Source organism: Stenotrophomonas nitritireducens, assembly GCF_050984405.1.
GTDB lineage: Bacteria > Pseudomonadota > Gammaproteobacteria > Xanthomonadales > Xanthomonadaceae > Stenotrophomonas > Stenotrophomonas nitritireducens_B.
Genome location: NZ_CP158790.1, coordinates 2,957,809 through 2,972,243 on the forward strand (window position 1 = coordinate 2,957,809; position 14,435 = coordinate 2,972,243).

Below are 14,435 nucleotides of genomic sequence, written 5' to 3' on the forward strand. Positions count from 1 at the left end.
CGAGTAAAAGCAAAGGCCGCGCTGGCTTTGCCGTTGCCTTCTCTCGTTCCTCGCTCCTCTCCACTCGTTCCTGGCTCCTTGACCCTGCCGCGCCGCAGCAGCAGAATATCTCTCTATCTCGATAGGTAGATATTTATGGATCTGGAAGACTGGTCGACCCGCCTGAAGGTGTTCGCCGACGCCACCCGCGTGCGCCTGCTGACGCTGCTGGAGCAGGAAGAGCTGACCGTGGCCGAGCTGTCGGCGATCACCACGCTGGCGCAGCCGCGTGTGTCCACCCATCTGGCGCGGCTGAAGGAAGCCGGGCTGGTGCGCGACCGCCGCGCCGGCGTGTCGGCCTACTACCGCTTCGACGAGGCCGCGCTGGATCCGGCGCAGCGCGCATTGTGGCACGCGCTCAGCAACGGCAGCGACGACCCGCTGCTGCGCCAGGACGCCGAGCGCGTTCCGTCCGTGCTGGCGATGCGCGCCGCCGACCAGAACTGGGCCGACAGCGTGGCCGGCGACATGGAGCGCCATTACTCCCCCGGCCGCACCTGGGAAGCATTGGCGCGCAGCGCGCTGCCGCTGCTGGAAACCGGCGACGTGCTCGACATCGCCTCCGGCGACGGCGTGCTGGCCGAACTGCTGGCCCCGCACGCGCAGCGCTATGTCTGCGTCGACACCAGCGCGCGCGTGGTCGCCGCGGCCAGCGAACGCCTGCGCAAGCTGCCCAACGTGGAAGTGCGCGAAGGCGACATGCACAAGCTGCCGTTCGACGATGGCAGCTTCGACCTGGTGGTGCTGATGCACGCGCTCACCTACGCCAGCCACCCGGCCAAGGCCGTGGCCGAAGGCGCGCGCGTGCTGCGCCCGGGCGGACGGCTGATGCTGTGCAGCCTGGCCCACCACGAGCACAAGGCGGCGGTGGAGGCCTACGGCCACGTCAACCTGGGCTTCACCGGCAAGGAGCTGCGCAGGTTCGTCGAGAAGGCCGGGCTGGAAGTGTCCAGCCTGGAAACCGTCACCCGTGAAAAGCGCCCGCCGCATTTCGAGGTGATCTCGCTGATCGCCGTGAAACCGGGACCGGGGCCCCGGGACCAGGGACCCGGGAAAGCCAAGGCAGGAACGAAAGCATGATTGCCCGCTCTTCCCCGGTCCCCGGTCCCCGGTCCCCGGTCCCGGCATTACCGTGGCTCCACCCCGAACGCGTCGCCAAGCTGCTGCGCGCCCTCGAACAGCGCATCCTGGTCATCGACGGTGCCATGGGTACGATGATCCAGCGCCATGGGCTGGAGGAAGCCGATTACCGCGGCGAGCGTTTCGTGGGCGGCTTCGATTCCCTGCGCGGGACCCTCGCGGAAAGCCCAGCCGGCGCTGGCGCTGCTTCTCAGGAAAGCCACGTCCATGGCGCCGGCTGCGGCCATGACCTCAAGGGCAACAACGACCTGCTGCTGCTGACCCGGCCGGAGATCATCGCCGGCATCCACACCGCGTACCTCGAGGCCGGTGCCGACCTGGTGGAGACCAACACCTTCAACGCCACCTCGGTCAGCCAGGCCGACTACCACCTGCAGCACCTGGTCCATGAACTGAACAAGGCCGGCGCGCAGGTGGCGCGGCAGTGCTGCGACGCCATCGAGGCCAGGACCCCGGACAAGCCGCGCTTCGTGATCGGCGTGCTCGGCCCGACCAGCCGCACTGCCTCGATCAGCCCCAACGTCAACGACCCGGGCTTCCGCAATACCAGCTTCGACGAACTGCGCGCGACCTACCGCGAGGCCATCGACGGACTGATCGACGGCGGCGCCGACACGCTGATGGTGGAAACCATCTTCGACACGCTCAACGCCAAGGCCGCGCTGTTCGCCATCGAGGAAGCCTTCGACGCGCGCGGCGGGCGCCTGCCGGTGATGATCTCCGGCACCATCACCGACGCCTCCGGCCGCACCCTGTCCGGGCAGACCGCCGAAGCCTTCCATGCCTCGGTCGCGCACGGCCAGCCGCTGTCGATCGGCTTCAACTGCGCGCTGGGCGCCAGCGACATGCGCCCGCACGTGGAAACGCTGGCGCAGGTGTCCAGCGGCTACGTCAGCGCCCACCCCAACGCCGGCCTGCCCAATGCCTTCGGCGAATACGACGAGACGCCGGAGGAGATGGCCGCCACGCTGAAGGAGTTCGCCACGTCCGGCCTGCTGAACCTGGTCGGCGGCTGCTGCGGCACCACCCCGGCGCACATCCGGGCGATCGCCGAGGCGGTGGCCGGCGTGCCGCCGCGCGCACTGCCGCGGGCGCGGGAGCAGGCCGCATGAGCACGCAGCCGCATACCTGCCTGTCCGGGCTGGAACCGCTGGTCATCACCCCGGACCTGCTGTTCGTCAACGTCGGCGAGCGCACCAACGTCACCGGCAGCGCGCAGTTCCGCAAGCTGATCAAGGAAGAGCGCTACGAGGAAGCGGTGGAGGTGGCGCGCCAGCAGGTCGCCAGCGGCGCGCAGATCCTGGACGTCAACATGGACGAGGGCCTGATCGACTCCGAGAAGGCGATGACGCGTTTCCTCAACCTGATCATGTCCGAGCCGGACATCGCCCGCATCCCGGTGATGGTCGATTCGTCGAAGTGGAGCGTGATCGAGGCCGGCCTGAAATGCCTGCAGGGCAAGAGCGTGGTCAACTCGATCTCGCTCAAGGAAGGCGAAGCGGCGTTCATCGAGCACGCGAGGCTGGTGCGCCGTTACGGCGCCGCAGCGGTGGTGATGGCCTTCGACGAGGACGGCCAGGCCGACACCTGCGCGCGCAAGGTGGAGATCTGCACCCGCGCCTACCGCATCCTGGTCGAGCAGGTCGGCTTCCCGCCGCAGGACATCATCTTCGATCCGAACATCTTCGCCGTGGCCACCGGCATCGAGGAACACGACAACTACGCGGTGGACTTCATCGAGGCCACCCGCATCATCAAGCGGACCCTGCCGCACTGTCATGTGTCCGGCGGCGTGTCCAACGTGTCGTTCTCCTTCCGCGGCAACGAGACCGTGCGCCAGGCGATCCACTCGGTGTTCCTGTACCACGCCATCGCCGCCGGCATGGACATGGGCATCGTCAACGCCGGCGCGTTGCCGATCTACGACGACCTGGAACCGGAGCTGCGCGGGCGCGTGGAGGACGTGATCCTCAACCGCCGCCGCGACGCCACCGAGCGCCTGCTGGAGATCGCCGAACGCTACAAGGGCAAAAAGGGCGAGAAGAAGGCCGAGGACCTGGGCTGGCGCCGGAAGCCGGTGCGCGAGCGCCTGGCGCATGCGCTGGTGCACGGGCTGGATGCCTGGGTGGAGGAAGACACCGAGGAAGCACGGCAGCAGGCCGCGCGCCCGCTGGACGTGATCGAAGGCCCGCTGATGGACGGCATGAACGTGGTCGGCGACCTGTTCGGCGCCGGCAAGATGTTCCTGCCGCAGGTGGTCAAGTCGGCGCGGGTGATGAAGAAGGCGGTGGCCTACCTGCTGCCCTTCATCGAGGCCGAGAAACTACGCACCGGCGACGTCGGCAAGAGCAACGGCAAGATCGTCATGGCCACGGTCAAGGGCGACGTGCACGACATCGGCAAGAACATCGTCGGCGTGGTCCTGGCCTGCAACAACTTCGAGGTCATCGACCTGGGCGTGATGGTGCCGGCGCAGAAGATCCTGGACACCGCGCGCGCCGAAAACGCCGACCTGATCGGCCTGTCCGGCCTGATCACGCCGTCGCTGGAGGAAATGAGCCACGTCGCCCGCGAGATGCAGCGGCAGGGCTTCAGCACGCCGCTGCTGATTGGCGGCGCCACCACCTCGCGCGCGCACACCGCGCTGAAGATCGACCCGCACTACAGCGCGCCCACGGTGTGGGTGAAGGACGCCTCGCGCGCGGTGGGCGTGGCGCAGTCGCTGATCTCGCAGGAGCTGCGCGGCGCCTTCGTCGCCGCCAACGACGCCGACTACGCCGACATCCGCCAGCGCCACCGCAACCGCGGCGACGCCAAGCGGCTGGTGTCGCTGGAGCATGCACGCGGCCAGCGCTTCACCTGCGACTGGGCGCAGTACGTTCCGCCGGTGCCGGCGCAGCCCGGCCTGCACGTATTCGAGGACTGGCCGCTGGACGACCTGCTGCCGTTCCTCGACTGGACCCCGTTCTTCAGCGCCTGGGAACTGGCCGGCAGGTTCCCGGCGATCCTCGAGGACGAGATCGTCGGCGCGCAGGCCAGCGAGCTGTACCGCGACGCACGGGCGATGCTGGACACGATCATCAGGGAAAAATGGCTGACCGCCCGAGCGGTGTTCGGGCTGTGGCCGGCGAACAGCCGCGGCGACGACGTGGTGGTATCCCTGCCCGATGGCGAGACCACCCTGCACTTCCTGCGCCAGCAGGTGGACAAGCCGGCCGAGCGCCCGGACTTCTGCCTGGCCGATTTCATCGCCCCGGAAGACAGCGGCCGGCAGGACTGGATCGGCGGTTTCGCCGTCACCGCCGGCATCGGCATCGAGCCGCACCTGGAGCGCTTCGAGGCCGACCACGACGACTACAACGCGATCCTGCTCAAGGCCCTGGCCGACCGCCTGGCCGAGGCGCTGGCCGAGCGCCTGCACCATCGCGTGCGCACCGTGTACTGGGGCTATGCCGCGGACGAGGCGCTGGACAACGAGGCGCTGATCGCCGAGAAGTACGTCGGCATCCGCCCCGCGCCCGGCTACCCGGCCTGCCCGGAGCACAGCGAGAAACGCGATCTGTTCGCCATGCTCGGCGCAGAACGCATCGGCATGTCGCTGACCGAGAGTTTCGCCATGCTGCCCACCGCGGCGGTGTCCGGCTATTACTTCAGCCATCCGCAGAGCCAGTACTTCGTGGTCGGCCGCGTATCCAAGGAACAGGTGGCCGACTACGCGCGCCGCAAGGGCGTGGACCGGGCGCAGGCGGAGAGGTGGCTGGCTTCCAACCTGGACTACGACCCCGAATGAGAAGCCACCTCGCGGAGGCGTCGCCATCCGGACACCTGGCGACGCGCCCGACCCGGTCGGCACCCAGGTTTCGCGGCGGCGCGGACCACGAGCCGGAATGAAAGCCGCCGCCGTCCGGTGGCAACAGGACGCGTAACGGCGCGCGCTTCGTAATCCGCGTCGCTTCCTTCGTGGCTCGGCTGGTTTCCGGTCTGGATACGCCCCGACAGGAGAGCCGCCACGGCGCGGTGGAAACCGGACGTGGGCGGCACGCCTGGGTGACCGGCGCGCCTGTTCCATCGCGGCTCTGCTGGCTCACGATCTGGACTACTCCACGTAACGCCGCGCCGCGACGGGAGCCGGACGCGCGATGCGCCGAGTGACAGGCGCATCTGTTCCAGCGCGACTCGGTTGGCTTCCAATCCGGGCTACGCAACGGAATGAGGACCGCCGCGCAGCGGGAGCCGGACGTGTGCCGATGCATCCGGGTAACACACCTGCCACGACGTGGCTCGCCACCAACCGGATCACGCCCCCGGATGGAGGCCGCCGCGGCCGGTGAAATCATGGGCGCTTGCCGCACTCGATGCGCTCCGGCACAGCACGGCGGCCTTCCAGTACGGCCCTGCCGCGGCATGAAGGCCGCGGACGCTCCGCGGCGCGTGCAGCGATATCGCACGCGCGCGGGTTTCTCCCTGCGCGCCCACCCGCCCACCCGCCAGTGCCGGGACGAATGGGCCCCATCGCGATACTTCATTTCCGGTGCACCCGGGGCCGGCCTATCGTGGCACCCCCGATCCATCCCCCTCCAAGCCGCCATGGTCGACCATCTGTTCATCAACGCCGTCGGTCCCGATGGCCAGCCCCTGGAGCTGGCCGTCGCCGACGGCCGCTTCACCGCCATCGGCCGCGATCTGCGGCGCCGCGACGGCACGGTGCTGGTCGATCTGGGCGGCCAACTGGTGCTGCCCGGTTTCGTCGACGGCCACATCCACCTGGACAAGAGCTTCGTCGGCGACCGCTGGCATCCGCACCGTCCGGCCGCGACCCTGCGCGAGCGCCTGGCCATCGAGAAGCAGGAACTGGCCGCCGCGCCGTCCATCGCCGAGCGTGCCGACGCGCTGGTCGCGCAGGCGGCCGCGTTCGGCACCGTGGCGATGCGCAGCCATGTCGATGTCGACGCCACCACCGGCCTGGACAACCTGCGCGCGGTGAGCGCGGTGCGCGAACGCTGGCGCGGCATCGTCGACATCGAACTGGTCGCGTTTCCGCAGGCCGGCGTGATGTCCTGCCCGGGTACCGCGCAGGTGCTGGACGCGGCGATGCGCGAAGGCGCGCAGGTGATCGGCGGCGTCGACCCGGACACGCTCGATGGCGACAGCGAGGGCCAGCTCGACGTGGTGTTCGGCATCGCCGAGCGGCACGGGGTCAAGGTCGACATCCACCTGCACGAACCCGGCCTGGGCGGCATCGAGCAGCTGCGGCGCATCGCCGGACGCACGCGCGCGCTCGGCATGAAGGGGCGCGTGGCGGTCAGCCATGCCTATTCGCTGGGTGAGGTGGACGAGGCGCAGGTGGACCGCATCGCCGCCGTGCTCGCCGACGCCGGCGTGGCGATCATGACCAACGCCCCGGGCGACCGCCCGTTCCCGCCGGTGCGGCGCCTGCGCGCGGCCGGCGTGGAGGTGTTCATGGGCAACGACAACATCCGCGACGCGTGGTGGCCCTACGGCAACGGCGACATGCTGCAGCGGGCGATGCTGCTCGGCTACCGCTCCGGCTTCTACACCGACGAGGAGCTGTGCATGGCGCTGAAGATGGCCACCGGCGCCGGCGCGCGCGTGATGGGCCTGCAGGGCTACGGCCTGGCCGTCGGCAACGAGGCCACCTTCCTGGTGCTCGACGCGCCCAATGCCGCGGCCGCCGTGGCCGGCGTACCCTGCCGCCGCCGCATCGTCCGCCGCGGCCGGCTCGAGCAGAACGCCGCCTGATCGATTCCGCCGGATCGATGCGATTGCTCCCGTGGGTGCGGGGCTTGCCCCGCACGAGGCTTCACCGGGAAAGCCGTGCGGGGCAAGCCCCGCACCTACTGCCCTGCAACTCGTCATTCCCGCGCGGGCCGAGGTGTTTTCAACAGCCCGGAAGGCGGGTCAATCGCCCTATGGCGGATACGTGGCTGAAACGCCTCCGCCGACAGCTTTTGCCTTCCCTCGTTCCTCGCTCCGCCCCACCCGTTCCTCGCCCTGCGGCTGGCCCAGCATCTCCACCAGCATGTCGGCCAGCACCCGCACCTCGGGGTCGGCCGTCGGCCGCAGCAGGATCGCCAGTTCGATGCTGTCGATCTCCGGCAGGCCGCTTTCCGCCCCCAGCACCACGTGCGCCGGGGTCACGGTGCGCGCCGGCAGCAGGCTGATGCCGAGCCCGTCGGCCACCGCCGCCTGGATGCCGCCCAGGCTGGAGCTGGTGAAGCTGATGCGCCAGCGCCGGCCCAGCGCCTCGACCGCGTCGATCATGTCCTCGCGGTACAGCCCGCGCGGCGGGAACGCCACCAGCGGCACCGGGTCGAGCGCGAAGGCCGGGCTGGACGCGCTGTCGATCCAGCGCATCGGCTCGGGCCAGCAGGCCAGCGCCTCGCGGCTGCCGCGGCGCTGCTTGACCAGCACCAGGTCCAGCTCGCCGCGGTCGTAACCTTCGCCCAGCGCGCGGCTCAGGCCGCTGCTCACTTCCAGCTTCACCCGCGGATGCCGCCGGTTGAAATCGGCCAGCAGGTGCGTGGTGCGGCCGCCGGCGAAATCCTCCGGCACGCCGAGACGGATGGTGGTGGCCACGCCCGCGCCGGACAGCGCCTCGCCCAGTTCCTCGTTCAGCGCCAGCAGGCGCCGCGCATAGCCCAGCACGGTCTCGCCCGTGTCGGTGGGACGCACGTCGCGCACACCGCGGTCGAGCAGGCGGTGCCCGGCCAGTTCCTCCAGCCGCCGCACCTTCTGGCTGATGGTGGACTGGGTGGAATGCAGGCGCGCCGCCGCGGCGGTGAAGCTGCCGCAGTCGGCCACCGTCACCAGCGCGCGCAGCAGGTCGAGGTCGAACAGCGCCCTATTCGATTTTGGACTGATATCCATCGTTACATTTCATTTCTGGATGGAAGAAGCGGCTTGTAGCATCGACGCCGGCAGCGCGCAAACACCCCCGTCCGCGATGCGCGTCCCCCGGCGCGTCCGCCCGCTGCAGGAACCAGGAGACAGGCGATGTCCGCTCGACATTGGATCACCGCGCAGGTGCTGGCCACGGCCATGCTGGCCTCGTGCTCCGCCGGCGCCGGTGCCGGCGACTCCGCGCTGTCGCGGCAGCTGTTCGCGGCCGCCGAATCCGGCGACGCGGAGGCCGTGCGCCGCCTGCTGGCGCAGGGCGCTGACATCCGCGCCCGCGACGGCAAGGGCCGCACGCCGCTGCTGGCCGCCGTCCACGAGCGCCGGACCGAAGCGGCGCGCGCGCTGATCGACGCCGGCGCCGACGTCAACGCCCGGGACAGGATCGACGACAGCGCCTACCTGTATGCCGGCGCCAGCGGCCAGCTGGAAATCCTGCGCATGACCCTGGCCCATGGCGCCGACCTGCGCAGCACCAACCGCTACGGCGGCACCGCGCTGATCCCGGCGGCCGAGCGCGGCCACGTGGAAACCGCGCGCCTGCTGATCGACGCCGGCGTCGACGTGGACCACGTCAACCGCCTGGGATGGACCGCCCTGCTGGAGGCCATCCTGCTCGGCGACGGCGGTACCCGCCACCAGGACATCGTGCGCATGCTGATCAATGCCGGCGCCGACGTGAACCTGCCCGACAGCTACGGCATCACGCCGCTGCAGCGCGCCCGCCAGCACCAGCAGAACGCCATCGCGCGCATGCTGGTCGACGCCGGCGCCCGCTGACCCCTTCTCCGTTGTGCGGCGCGCCGCACGCCACTGGAACCAACCGATGAAAACCACCCTTTCCCTCGCCCTCTCTTCCCTGCTGGCGCTGGCGCCGCCGGCGCTGGCCGCGCGCGCGGACGCCGACTTGCTGGTCCGCCACGCGACCATCGTCGACGTCGAGCATGGCCGTACCCTGCCCGGCCAGGCGGTGGCGATCCGCGGCGAGGACATCGTCGCGGTAGGCGAGGACAGCGCGCTGGCCAGCCAGTGGCGCGCCGCCAGGACCATCGACGCGAAGAACCGCTACCTGATCCCCGGCCTGTGGGACATGCACGTGCATTTCGGCGGTGGCCCGGCCCTGGTCGAGGAAAACAAGGCGTTGCTGCCGCTGTACGTCGCCCATGGCATCACCACCGTGCGCGACGCGTCCGGCGACCTGCCCGAGCAGGTGCTGTCCTGGCGCGGGCAGATCGCCGGCGGCCAGTTGTTCGGCCCGCAGCTGTTCACCTCCGGCGCCAAGATCGAAGGCCTCAAGCCGGTATGGAAGGGCACCATCGAGGTCGGCGACAAAGCCGGCGTCGATGCCGCGCTGGATCGCGAGCAGCGCGACAAGGTCGATTTCGTCAAGATCACCGACAGCACGCTCACGCCGGAGCTGTTCCTGTACGCGGTATCGGAGGCGAAGAAGCGCGGCCTGCGCACCTCGGGCCACATCCCGATGGCGCTGACCGTCGGCCAGGCCGTCGACGCCGGCATCAGTTCCATCGAGCACCTGGACTACGCCTTCCAGGCCGGCATCCCGGACGAGGCGAAGATCGCCGCCGATTTCGCCGCCGGGCGCATCGACCGCGCCGAGGCCAGCCGCCGACTGCACGAGGGCTTCGACCGCGACACCGCGATGGCGGCCTACCGCCGCTTCGCCGAACGCGGCGTGGCCGTCACCCCCACCCTCGACGGCGGCCGCATCATCAGCTTCCTCGACACCGAGCCGCATGACAACGACCCGTACCTGGCCTACATCGGCCCGGGCCTGCGCAAGACCTATACCTGGCGCGTGGAGCGCGCGGCCAAGGCCACGCCGGCGCAGATCCAGGCGCGCCACGAGCGCTACGCGCAGGTCGCGGCGGTGCTGCCGCTGCTGCAGGAGGCCGGCGTGCGCATCATGGCCGGCACCGATGCCGGCTTCCTCAACTCGTACAACTACCCCGGCATCGGCCTGCACAACGAGCTGGCGCTGTACGTGCGCGAAGGGCTGACCCCGGCGCAGGCGCTGGTCGCTGCCACCCGCAACGGCCCGGCCTGGTTCGGCAAACTGGACCGTTACGGCGCGGTGGAAACCGGCAAGGCCGCCGACCTGGTGCTGCTGGAGCGCAACCCGCTGCAGGACATCGACGCGACCCGCGCGATCGACACCGTGGTGATGCGCGGCAAGGTCTACGACCGCGCCGCGCTGGACGCCATGCTCGCCGGGACCAGGGCCAAGGTCGCCGCCTGGAACGCCGAAGCGACGCCCTGAGCCGATCTCGTCGACGACGTTCGGGCAGCCCCGGCGCGCCCGGGTGCCCGAACGCCCGGAAGGACGACCAGGCGATGGAAGCTCGCCGGAGCCACTCCATCGGAAACCATCGATGCCGCGGCACGGAGAGATCGCTGGAAGAGAGCCCCGCCCTTGGCGGGGCCTGTTCTTACGGGGTGCCGTTGCAGCGGGTATCGACGCAGTCGAGATAGACCTCCAAGCATTGGTTCTGGTCGTTCCCCAGGCCGACGCACTTCTGGTAGGCATACCAGCAGGGCCGCTCGCAACTGGCGCCGCTCGCGACGCCGTCAAAGACGGACACCACAGAAATGCCAACACCGGGCCCTGGCTGGAACGGGGCGTCGCAAGCACACCGTTCCGCAGCCATCGCCATGGGGACAAGGCACAATAGGCACCGCGGCAATTACCGCCCTGCTCCCGCGCCCCCACGCGCACACCCATGACTTCCGTTGCCATGCCGCAGCCGCCGGTTCCCGTCGCCCGGCTGTCCAGCTTCTACTTCTTCTACTACGCCGCGCTGGGCGCCTTCACCCCGTACTGGAGCCTGTACCTGCAGTCGCGCGGCATGGGCGTGACCGCGATCAGCGTGATGATGAGCCTATGGTACGCCACCCGCGTGGTCGCCCCCAGCACCTGGACCTCGCTGGCGGCGGTATCGCCGCGCCCGATCCGCTGGCTGCGCATCGGCTGCGTGCTGACGGTGATCAGCTTCGCCGGCTTCCTGCTGCCGCAGCCGCCGTGGACGCTGTACGCGGTGATGGTCGGGTTCTGCTTCTTCTACAACGCGGTGATGCCGCAGTTCGAATCGATCACCCTCACCCACCTGGGCAGCGACAGCCACCGCTACGGCATGATCCGGGTTTGGGGCTCGCTGGGCTTCATCGCGGTGGTGACCGCATTCGGCTGGGTGATCGAACGGCGCGGGGCCGGCCTGCTGCCGTGGCTGATGCTGCCGCTGTTCGCGCTGATGACCGGCGCTTCCTTCCTCAACCGCTACGCCCGCCACGTCGGCACCCACGCCGCGCACGTGCAGGGCTTCTGGACGATCGTGCGGCGGCCGCCGGTGCTGGCGTTCTTCATCGCCGCCTTCCTCGAACAGCTTTCGTTCGGGCCGTACTACACGTTCTTCTCGCTGTACATGGACCATCACGGCTACAGCACCTCGCTGCTGGGGCTGATGTGGACGGTGGGCGTGGTGTTCGAGGTGGCGGTGTTCTTCCTGATCGCCGGTTTCTTCCGGCGCTGGGACGCCAGCTGGCTGCTGATCATCTCCATGGCCAGCGCCGCGCTGCGCTGGTGGGCCACCGCGCTGTGGCCGGAGAACATCCCGGTGATGCTGGTGGCGCAGGCCACCCACTGCCTGGGCTTCGCCGCGTTCTTCGCCTCGGCGATGCAGCTGCTGGCGCGCTATTTCCCCGGCAACCTCAACGGCCACGGCCAGGGATTGTTCTACGGCTTCTCGTCGGGGCTGGGCGGCGTGCTGGGCGCGCTGATCGCCGGCCAGCTGTGGCCGTTCGGCGACGGCAAGGTGGCTTTCATCGCCGGCGGCTGCTTCGCGCTGGCCGGCGCGGTGATCGCGTTCTGCTTCGTGCCGGAGAGGCGGGGCGCGAGGAACGAGTGAAGAGGAACGAGGAGCGAGGAACAGCGAAAAAACAAAAACCGTCATTCCCGCGCAGGCGGGAATGACGGCCTTGGTCTTTACGGGAACGCCAGCAGTCGTACCGCTTTTGCCTTTACTCGTTCCTCGTTCCTCTCCACTCGTTCCTGGCCTGCTTACCAGACCAGGTCATCCGGCACCTGGTACATCGGATCAGCGTAGGGATCGTCTCCGGCCGGCGCGTCGGGATCGACCTTCAGCGCCACGGCCGGGGCGAAGATCGCCTCCGCCTCGGCCAGCAGCTCGGCCGTCACCAGCAGGTAGCGCCCGTTCTGCTGCAGCACGCCCAGCTGCCCGGCGTTGAGCGCCTTGAGCTGGTCGGCGGTGACGTAGATGCGCTTGATCTTGCCGCCATAGGGGAAGTGGCGGGCGATGTCGGCGTTGGGGTCGTTGAGGCCCTTGTCCTTGATCAGCTCGTCCAGCTTCGCCTTCGCCTCGCGGCGCAAGCGGGCTTCTTCCTGCTTCTGGCGCTCGGCCTCGATGCGCTCGTCCTTCTCCCGCTGCGCGCGGATCGCATAGGCCTTGGCCAGGTCGATGTCTTCCTGCGAGCGCGGCTTGCGGGCGCCCTGCGGGCCGCCATGGGCGGACTTGCCGGCGTGCGCCGGCCTGCCGGCAGGCGCGGGGTTGTTGCCGGGCTTGTTGCCGGCCTGCGGACGGGCCTGCGCCGGCCTGCCCTGCGGGCGGCCGTCGCGGCGGGTGTCGGGCTTGCGCTCCGGTTTGGGCGCGGGCTTGAAACCCAGCCCCAGGAGCTGGTCGCGGAGAGTGTCGCTCATGCGTTCGGTACGTCGTATCAGTAGTGCGGGGGCGGCGGTTCGCTCGCCGGATCGGAGGCGTTCAGCGCGTTGCGGACCTTGCCCAGGTCCTCGAGCAGCACGCGCAGCACGTCGGCGTTGCGGCTGCCCTGCATGCGCGCGTCGGCCAGGGCCTCGCTCAGTTCGGCCAGCGCATGCTCCTGGAAGGACACGCGCATCTCCAGTTCCACCAGGCGCTCTTCCAGCGCCTGCTCGCGGGCGCTCGGCAACAGGTCAGACATGCAGGGAGCGCCCCCGGCCGATGCCGTAATAGGCCAGTCCGGCCGCCTCGATCTCGCGCGGGTCGTACAGGTTGCGGCCGTCGAACACCACCGCGTCGCCCAGCGCCTGGCGGATGCGCGCGAAATCCGGGCTGCGGAACTGCTTCCACTCGGTGACCACGACCAGCGCGTCGGCGCCTTCCAGCGCATCGAACGCCGAGTCGCAGAACACCAGGTCCTCGCGCTCGCCGAAGATGCGGCGCGCCTCATGCATCGCTTCGGGGTCGTAGACGCGCACGCGCGCGCCGGCCTCCCACAGCTGCGCCAGCAGGCGGCGGCTGGAGGCTTCGCGCATGTCGTCGGTGTTGGGCTTGAACGCCAGGCCCCACACGGCGAAGGTCTTGCCGCGCACGCCCTCGTCCTCGCCACGGTCGTAGTGGCGCTGGACCAGCTCGAACAGGTGCCCCTTCTGCGCCTCGTTCACCGCTTCCACGGCGTCGAGCAGGCGCGGCGTGTGGCCGTGCTGCAGGGCGGTGCGGGCCAGCGCCTGCACGTCCTTGGGGAAGCACGAACCGCCGTAGCCGGCGCCGGGGTAGATGAAGTGCCAGCCGATGCGCGGGTCCGAGCCGATGCCCTGGCGGACCTGCTCGATGTCGGCGCCGACGCGCTCGGCGATGTTGGCGATCTCGTTCATGAAGCTGATCTTGGTGGCCAGCATCGCGTTGGCGGCGTACTTGGTCAGCTCGGCCGAACGCACGTCCATTTCCACCACGCGGTCGTGGTTGCGGTTGAACGGCGCGTACAGGCGGCGCATCACCGCCACCGGCTCCTCGCTGGCCGCACCGATGATGATGCGGTCCGGGCGCATGCAGTCGGCCACCGCGTCGCCCTCTTTGAGGAACTCCGGGTTGGAGACCACGTCGAAGGCGATCTCGACGCCGCGCGCGGCCAGCTCGTCGGCGATCGCCGCGCGCACCTTGTCGGCGGTGCCCACCGGCACCGTCGACTTGTTGACCACCACGGTCGGCACCTGCAGGTGCCGGCCGATGGTGCGGGCCACGGCCAGCACGTACTGCAGGTCGGCGCTGCCGTCCTCGTCCGGCGGCGTGCCGACCGCGATGAAGACCACCTGCCCATGCGCGATCGCGGTGGCGGCGTCGGTGGTGAAGGCCAGCCGCGAGGCGGCATGGTTGGCCTTGACCATCGGCTCCAGTCCCGGCTCGTAGATCGGGATGACGCCCCGGTTCAGGCCGTCGACCTTGGCCTGGTCGATGTCGACGCAGACCACGTCGTGACCCACCTCGGCCAGGCAGGTCCCGGTGACGAGTCCCACATAGCCGGTACCGAAAATCGCAACGCGCATAGGTGCAGTG

Annotated in this window: 11 protein-coding genes; 7 read left to right on the forward strand and 4 right to left on the reverse strand. The window is 69.7% G+C overall.

Annotation, left to right across the window (positions count from 1 at the left end; translation table 11 throughout):
- Nucleotides 1–135 precede the first annotated feature (135 nt).
- The 4 genes from ABTV91_RS13165 (at nt 136) to ABTV91_RS13180 (ending at nt 6,939) form a co-directional block, all read left to right on the forward strand.
- Entirely contained in the window at nt 136–1,119 is a 984-nt protein-coding gene (locus ABTV91_RS13165) for an ArsR/SmtB family transcription factor (RefSeq protein ID WP_433851839.1), read from the forward strand.
- Nucleotides 1,116–2,291 (forward strand): homocysteine S-methyltransferase family protein, encoded by a 1,176-nt coding sequence (locus ABTV91_RS13170; RefSeq protein WP_433851840.1) that lies wholly within the window; start codon nt 1,116–1,118, stop codon nt 2,289–2,291. The genes ABTV91_RS13165 and ABTV91_RS13170 overlap by 4 nt, the downstream gene beginning before the upstream one ends.
- Nucleotides 2,288–4,969 carry a methionine synthase gene (metH, locus tag ABTV91_RS13175; RefSeq protein WP_433851841.1) on the forward strand — a complete coding sequence of 894 codons (2,682 nt, stop codon included), beginning with the start codon at nt 2,288–2,290 and terminating at the stop codon, nt 4,967–4,969. Before ABTV91_RS13170 ends, metH begins: the two co-directional genes overlap by 4 nt.
- Nucleotides 4,970–5,766: 797 nt before the next feature.
- Entirely contained in the window at nt 5,767–6,939 is a 1,173-nt protein-coding gene (locus ABTV91_RS13180) for an amidohydrolase family protein (RefSeq protein ID WP_433851842.1), read from the forward strand.
- Between the two features lie 168 nt (nt 6,940–7,107).
- Here the strand turns inward: ABTV91_RS13180 and ABTV91_RS13185 are convergent, their stop codons facing one another.
- Nucleotides 7,108–8,067, reverse strand: coding sequence for a LysR substrate-binding domain-containing protein (locus ABTV91_RS13185; protein ID WP_433851843.1), 960 nt, complete (start codon nt 8,065–8,067; stop codon nt 7,108–7,110).
- A 126-nt stretch (nt 8,068–8,193) separates the two neighbouring features.
- Here ABTV91_RS13185 and ABTV91_RS13190 point away from each other — a divergent pair, with 126 nt between their 5' ends.
- From ABTV91_RS13190 to ABTV91_RS13200, 3 genes are all read left to right on the forward strand, one after another.
- Nucleotides 8,194–8,874: an ankyrin repeat domain-containing protein gene (locus tag ABTV91_RS13190; protein ID WP_433851844.1), complete on the forward strand. Its 681-nt coding sequence runs from the start codon at nt 8,194–8,196 to the stop codon at nt 8,872–8,874.
- A gap of 46 nt (nt 8,875–8,920) precedes the next feature.
- Nucleotides 8,921–10,372, forward strand: a complete 1,452-nt coding sequence (locus ABTV91_RS13195) for an amidohydrolase family protein (RefSeq protein WP_433851845.1) — start codon at nt 8,921–8,923, stop codon at nt 10,370–10,372.
- Between the two features lie 460 nt (nt 10,373–10,832).
- On the forward strand, nt 10,833–12,014 hold the full coding sequence (locus ABTV91_RS13200) for an MFS transporter (RefSeq protein WP_433851846.1): 1,182 nt from the start codon (nt 10,833–10,835) through the stop codon (nt 12,012–12,014).
- A gap of 152 nt (nt 12,015–12,166) precedes the next feature.
- Here the strand turns inward: ABTV91_RS13200 and ABTV91_RS13205 are convergent, their stop codons facing one another.
- The 3 genes from ABTV91_RS13205 to ABTV91_RS13215 are packed head-to-tail and all read right to left on the reverse strand — an operon-like array spanning nt 12,167 to nt 14,425.
- Nucleotides 12,167–12,823: a DUF2058 domain-containing protein gene (locus ABTV91_RS13205; RefSeq protein WP_433851847.1), complete on the reverse strand. Its 657-nt coding sequence runs from the start codon at nt 12,821–12,823 to the stop codon at nt 12,167–12,169.
- A 17-nt stretch (nt 12,824–12,840) separates the two neighbouring features.
- Nucleotides 12,841–13,083: a SlyX family protein gene (locus ABTV91_RS13210; protein WP_104939070.1), complete on the reverse strand. Its 243-nt coding sequence runs from the start codon at nt 13,081–13,083 to the stop codon at nt 12,841–12,843.
- Nucleotides 13,076–14,425: a UDP-glucose dehydrogenase family protein gene (locus tag ABTV91_RS13215; RefSeq protein WP_433851848.1), complete on the reverse strand. Its 1,350-nt coding sequence runs from the start codon at nt 14,423–14,425 to the stop codon at nt 13,076–13,078. The genes ABTV91_RS13210 and ABTV91_RS13215 overlap by 8 nt, the downstream gene beginning before the upstream one ends.
- Between the last annotated feature and the right edge of the window lie 10 nt (nt 14,426–14,435).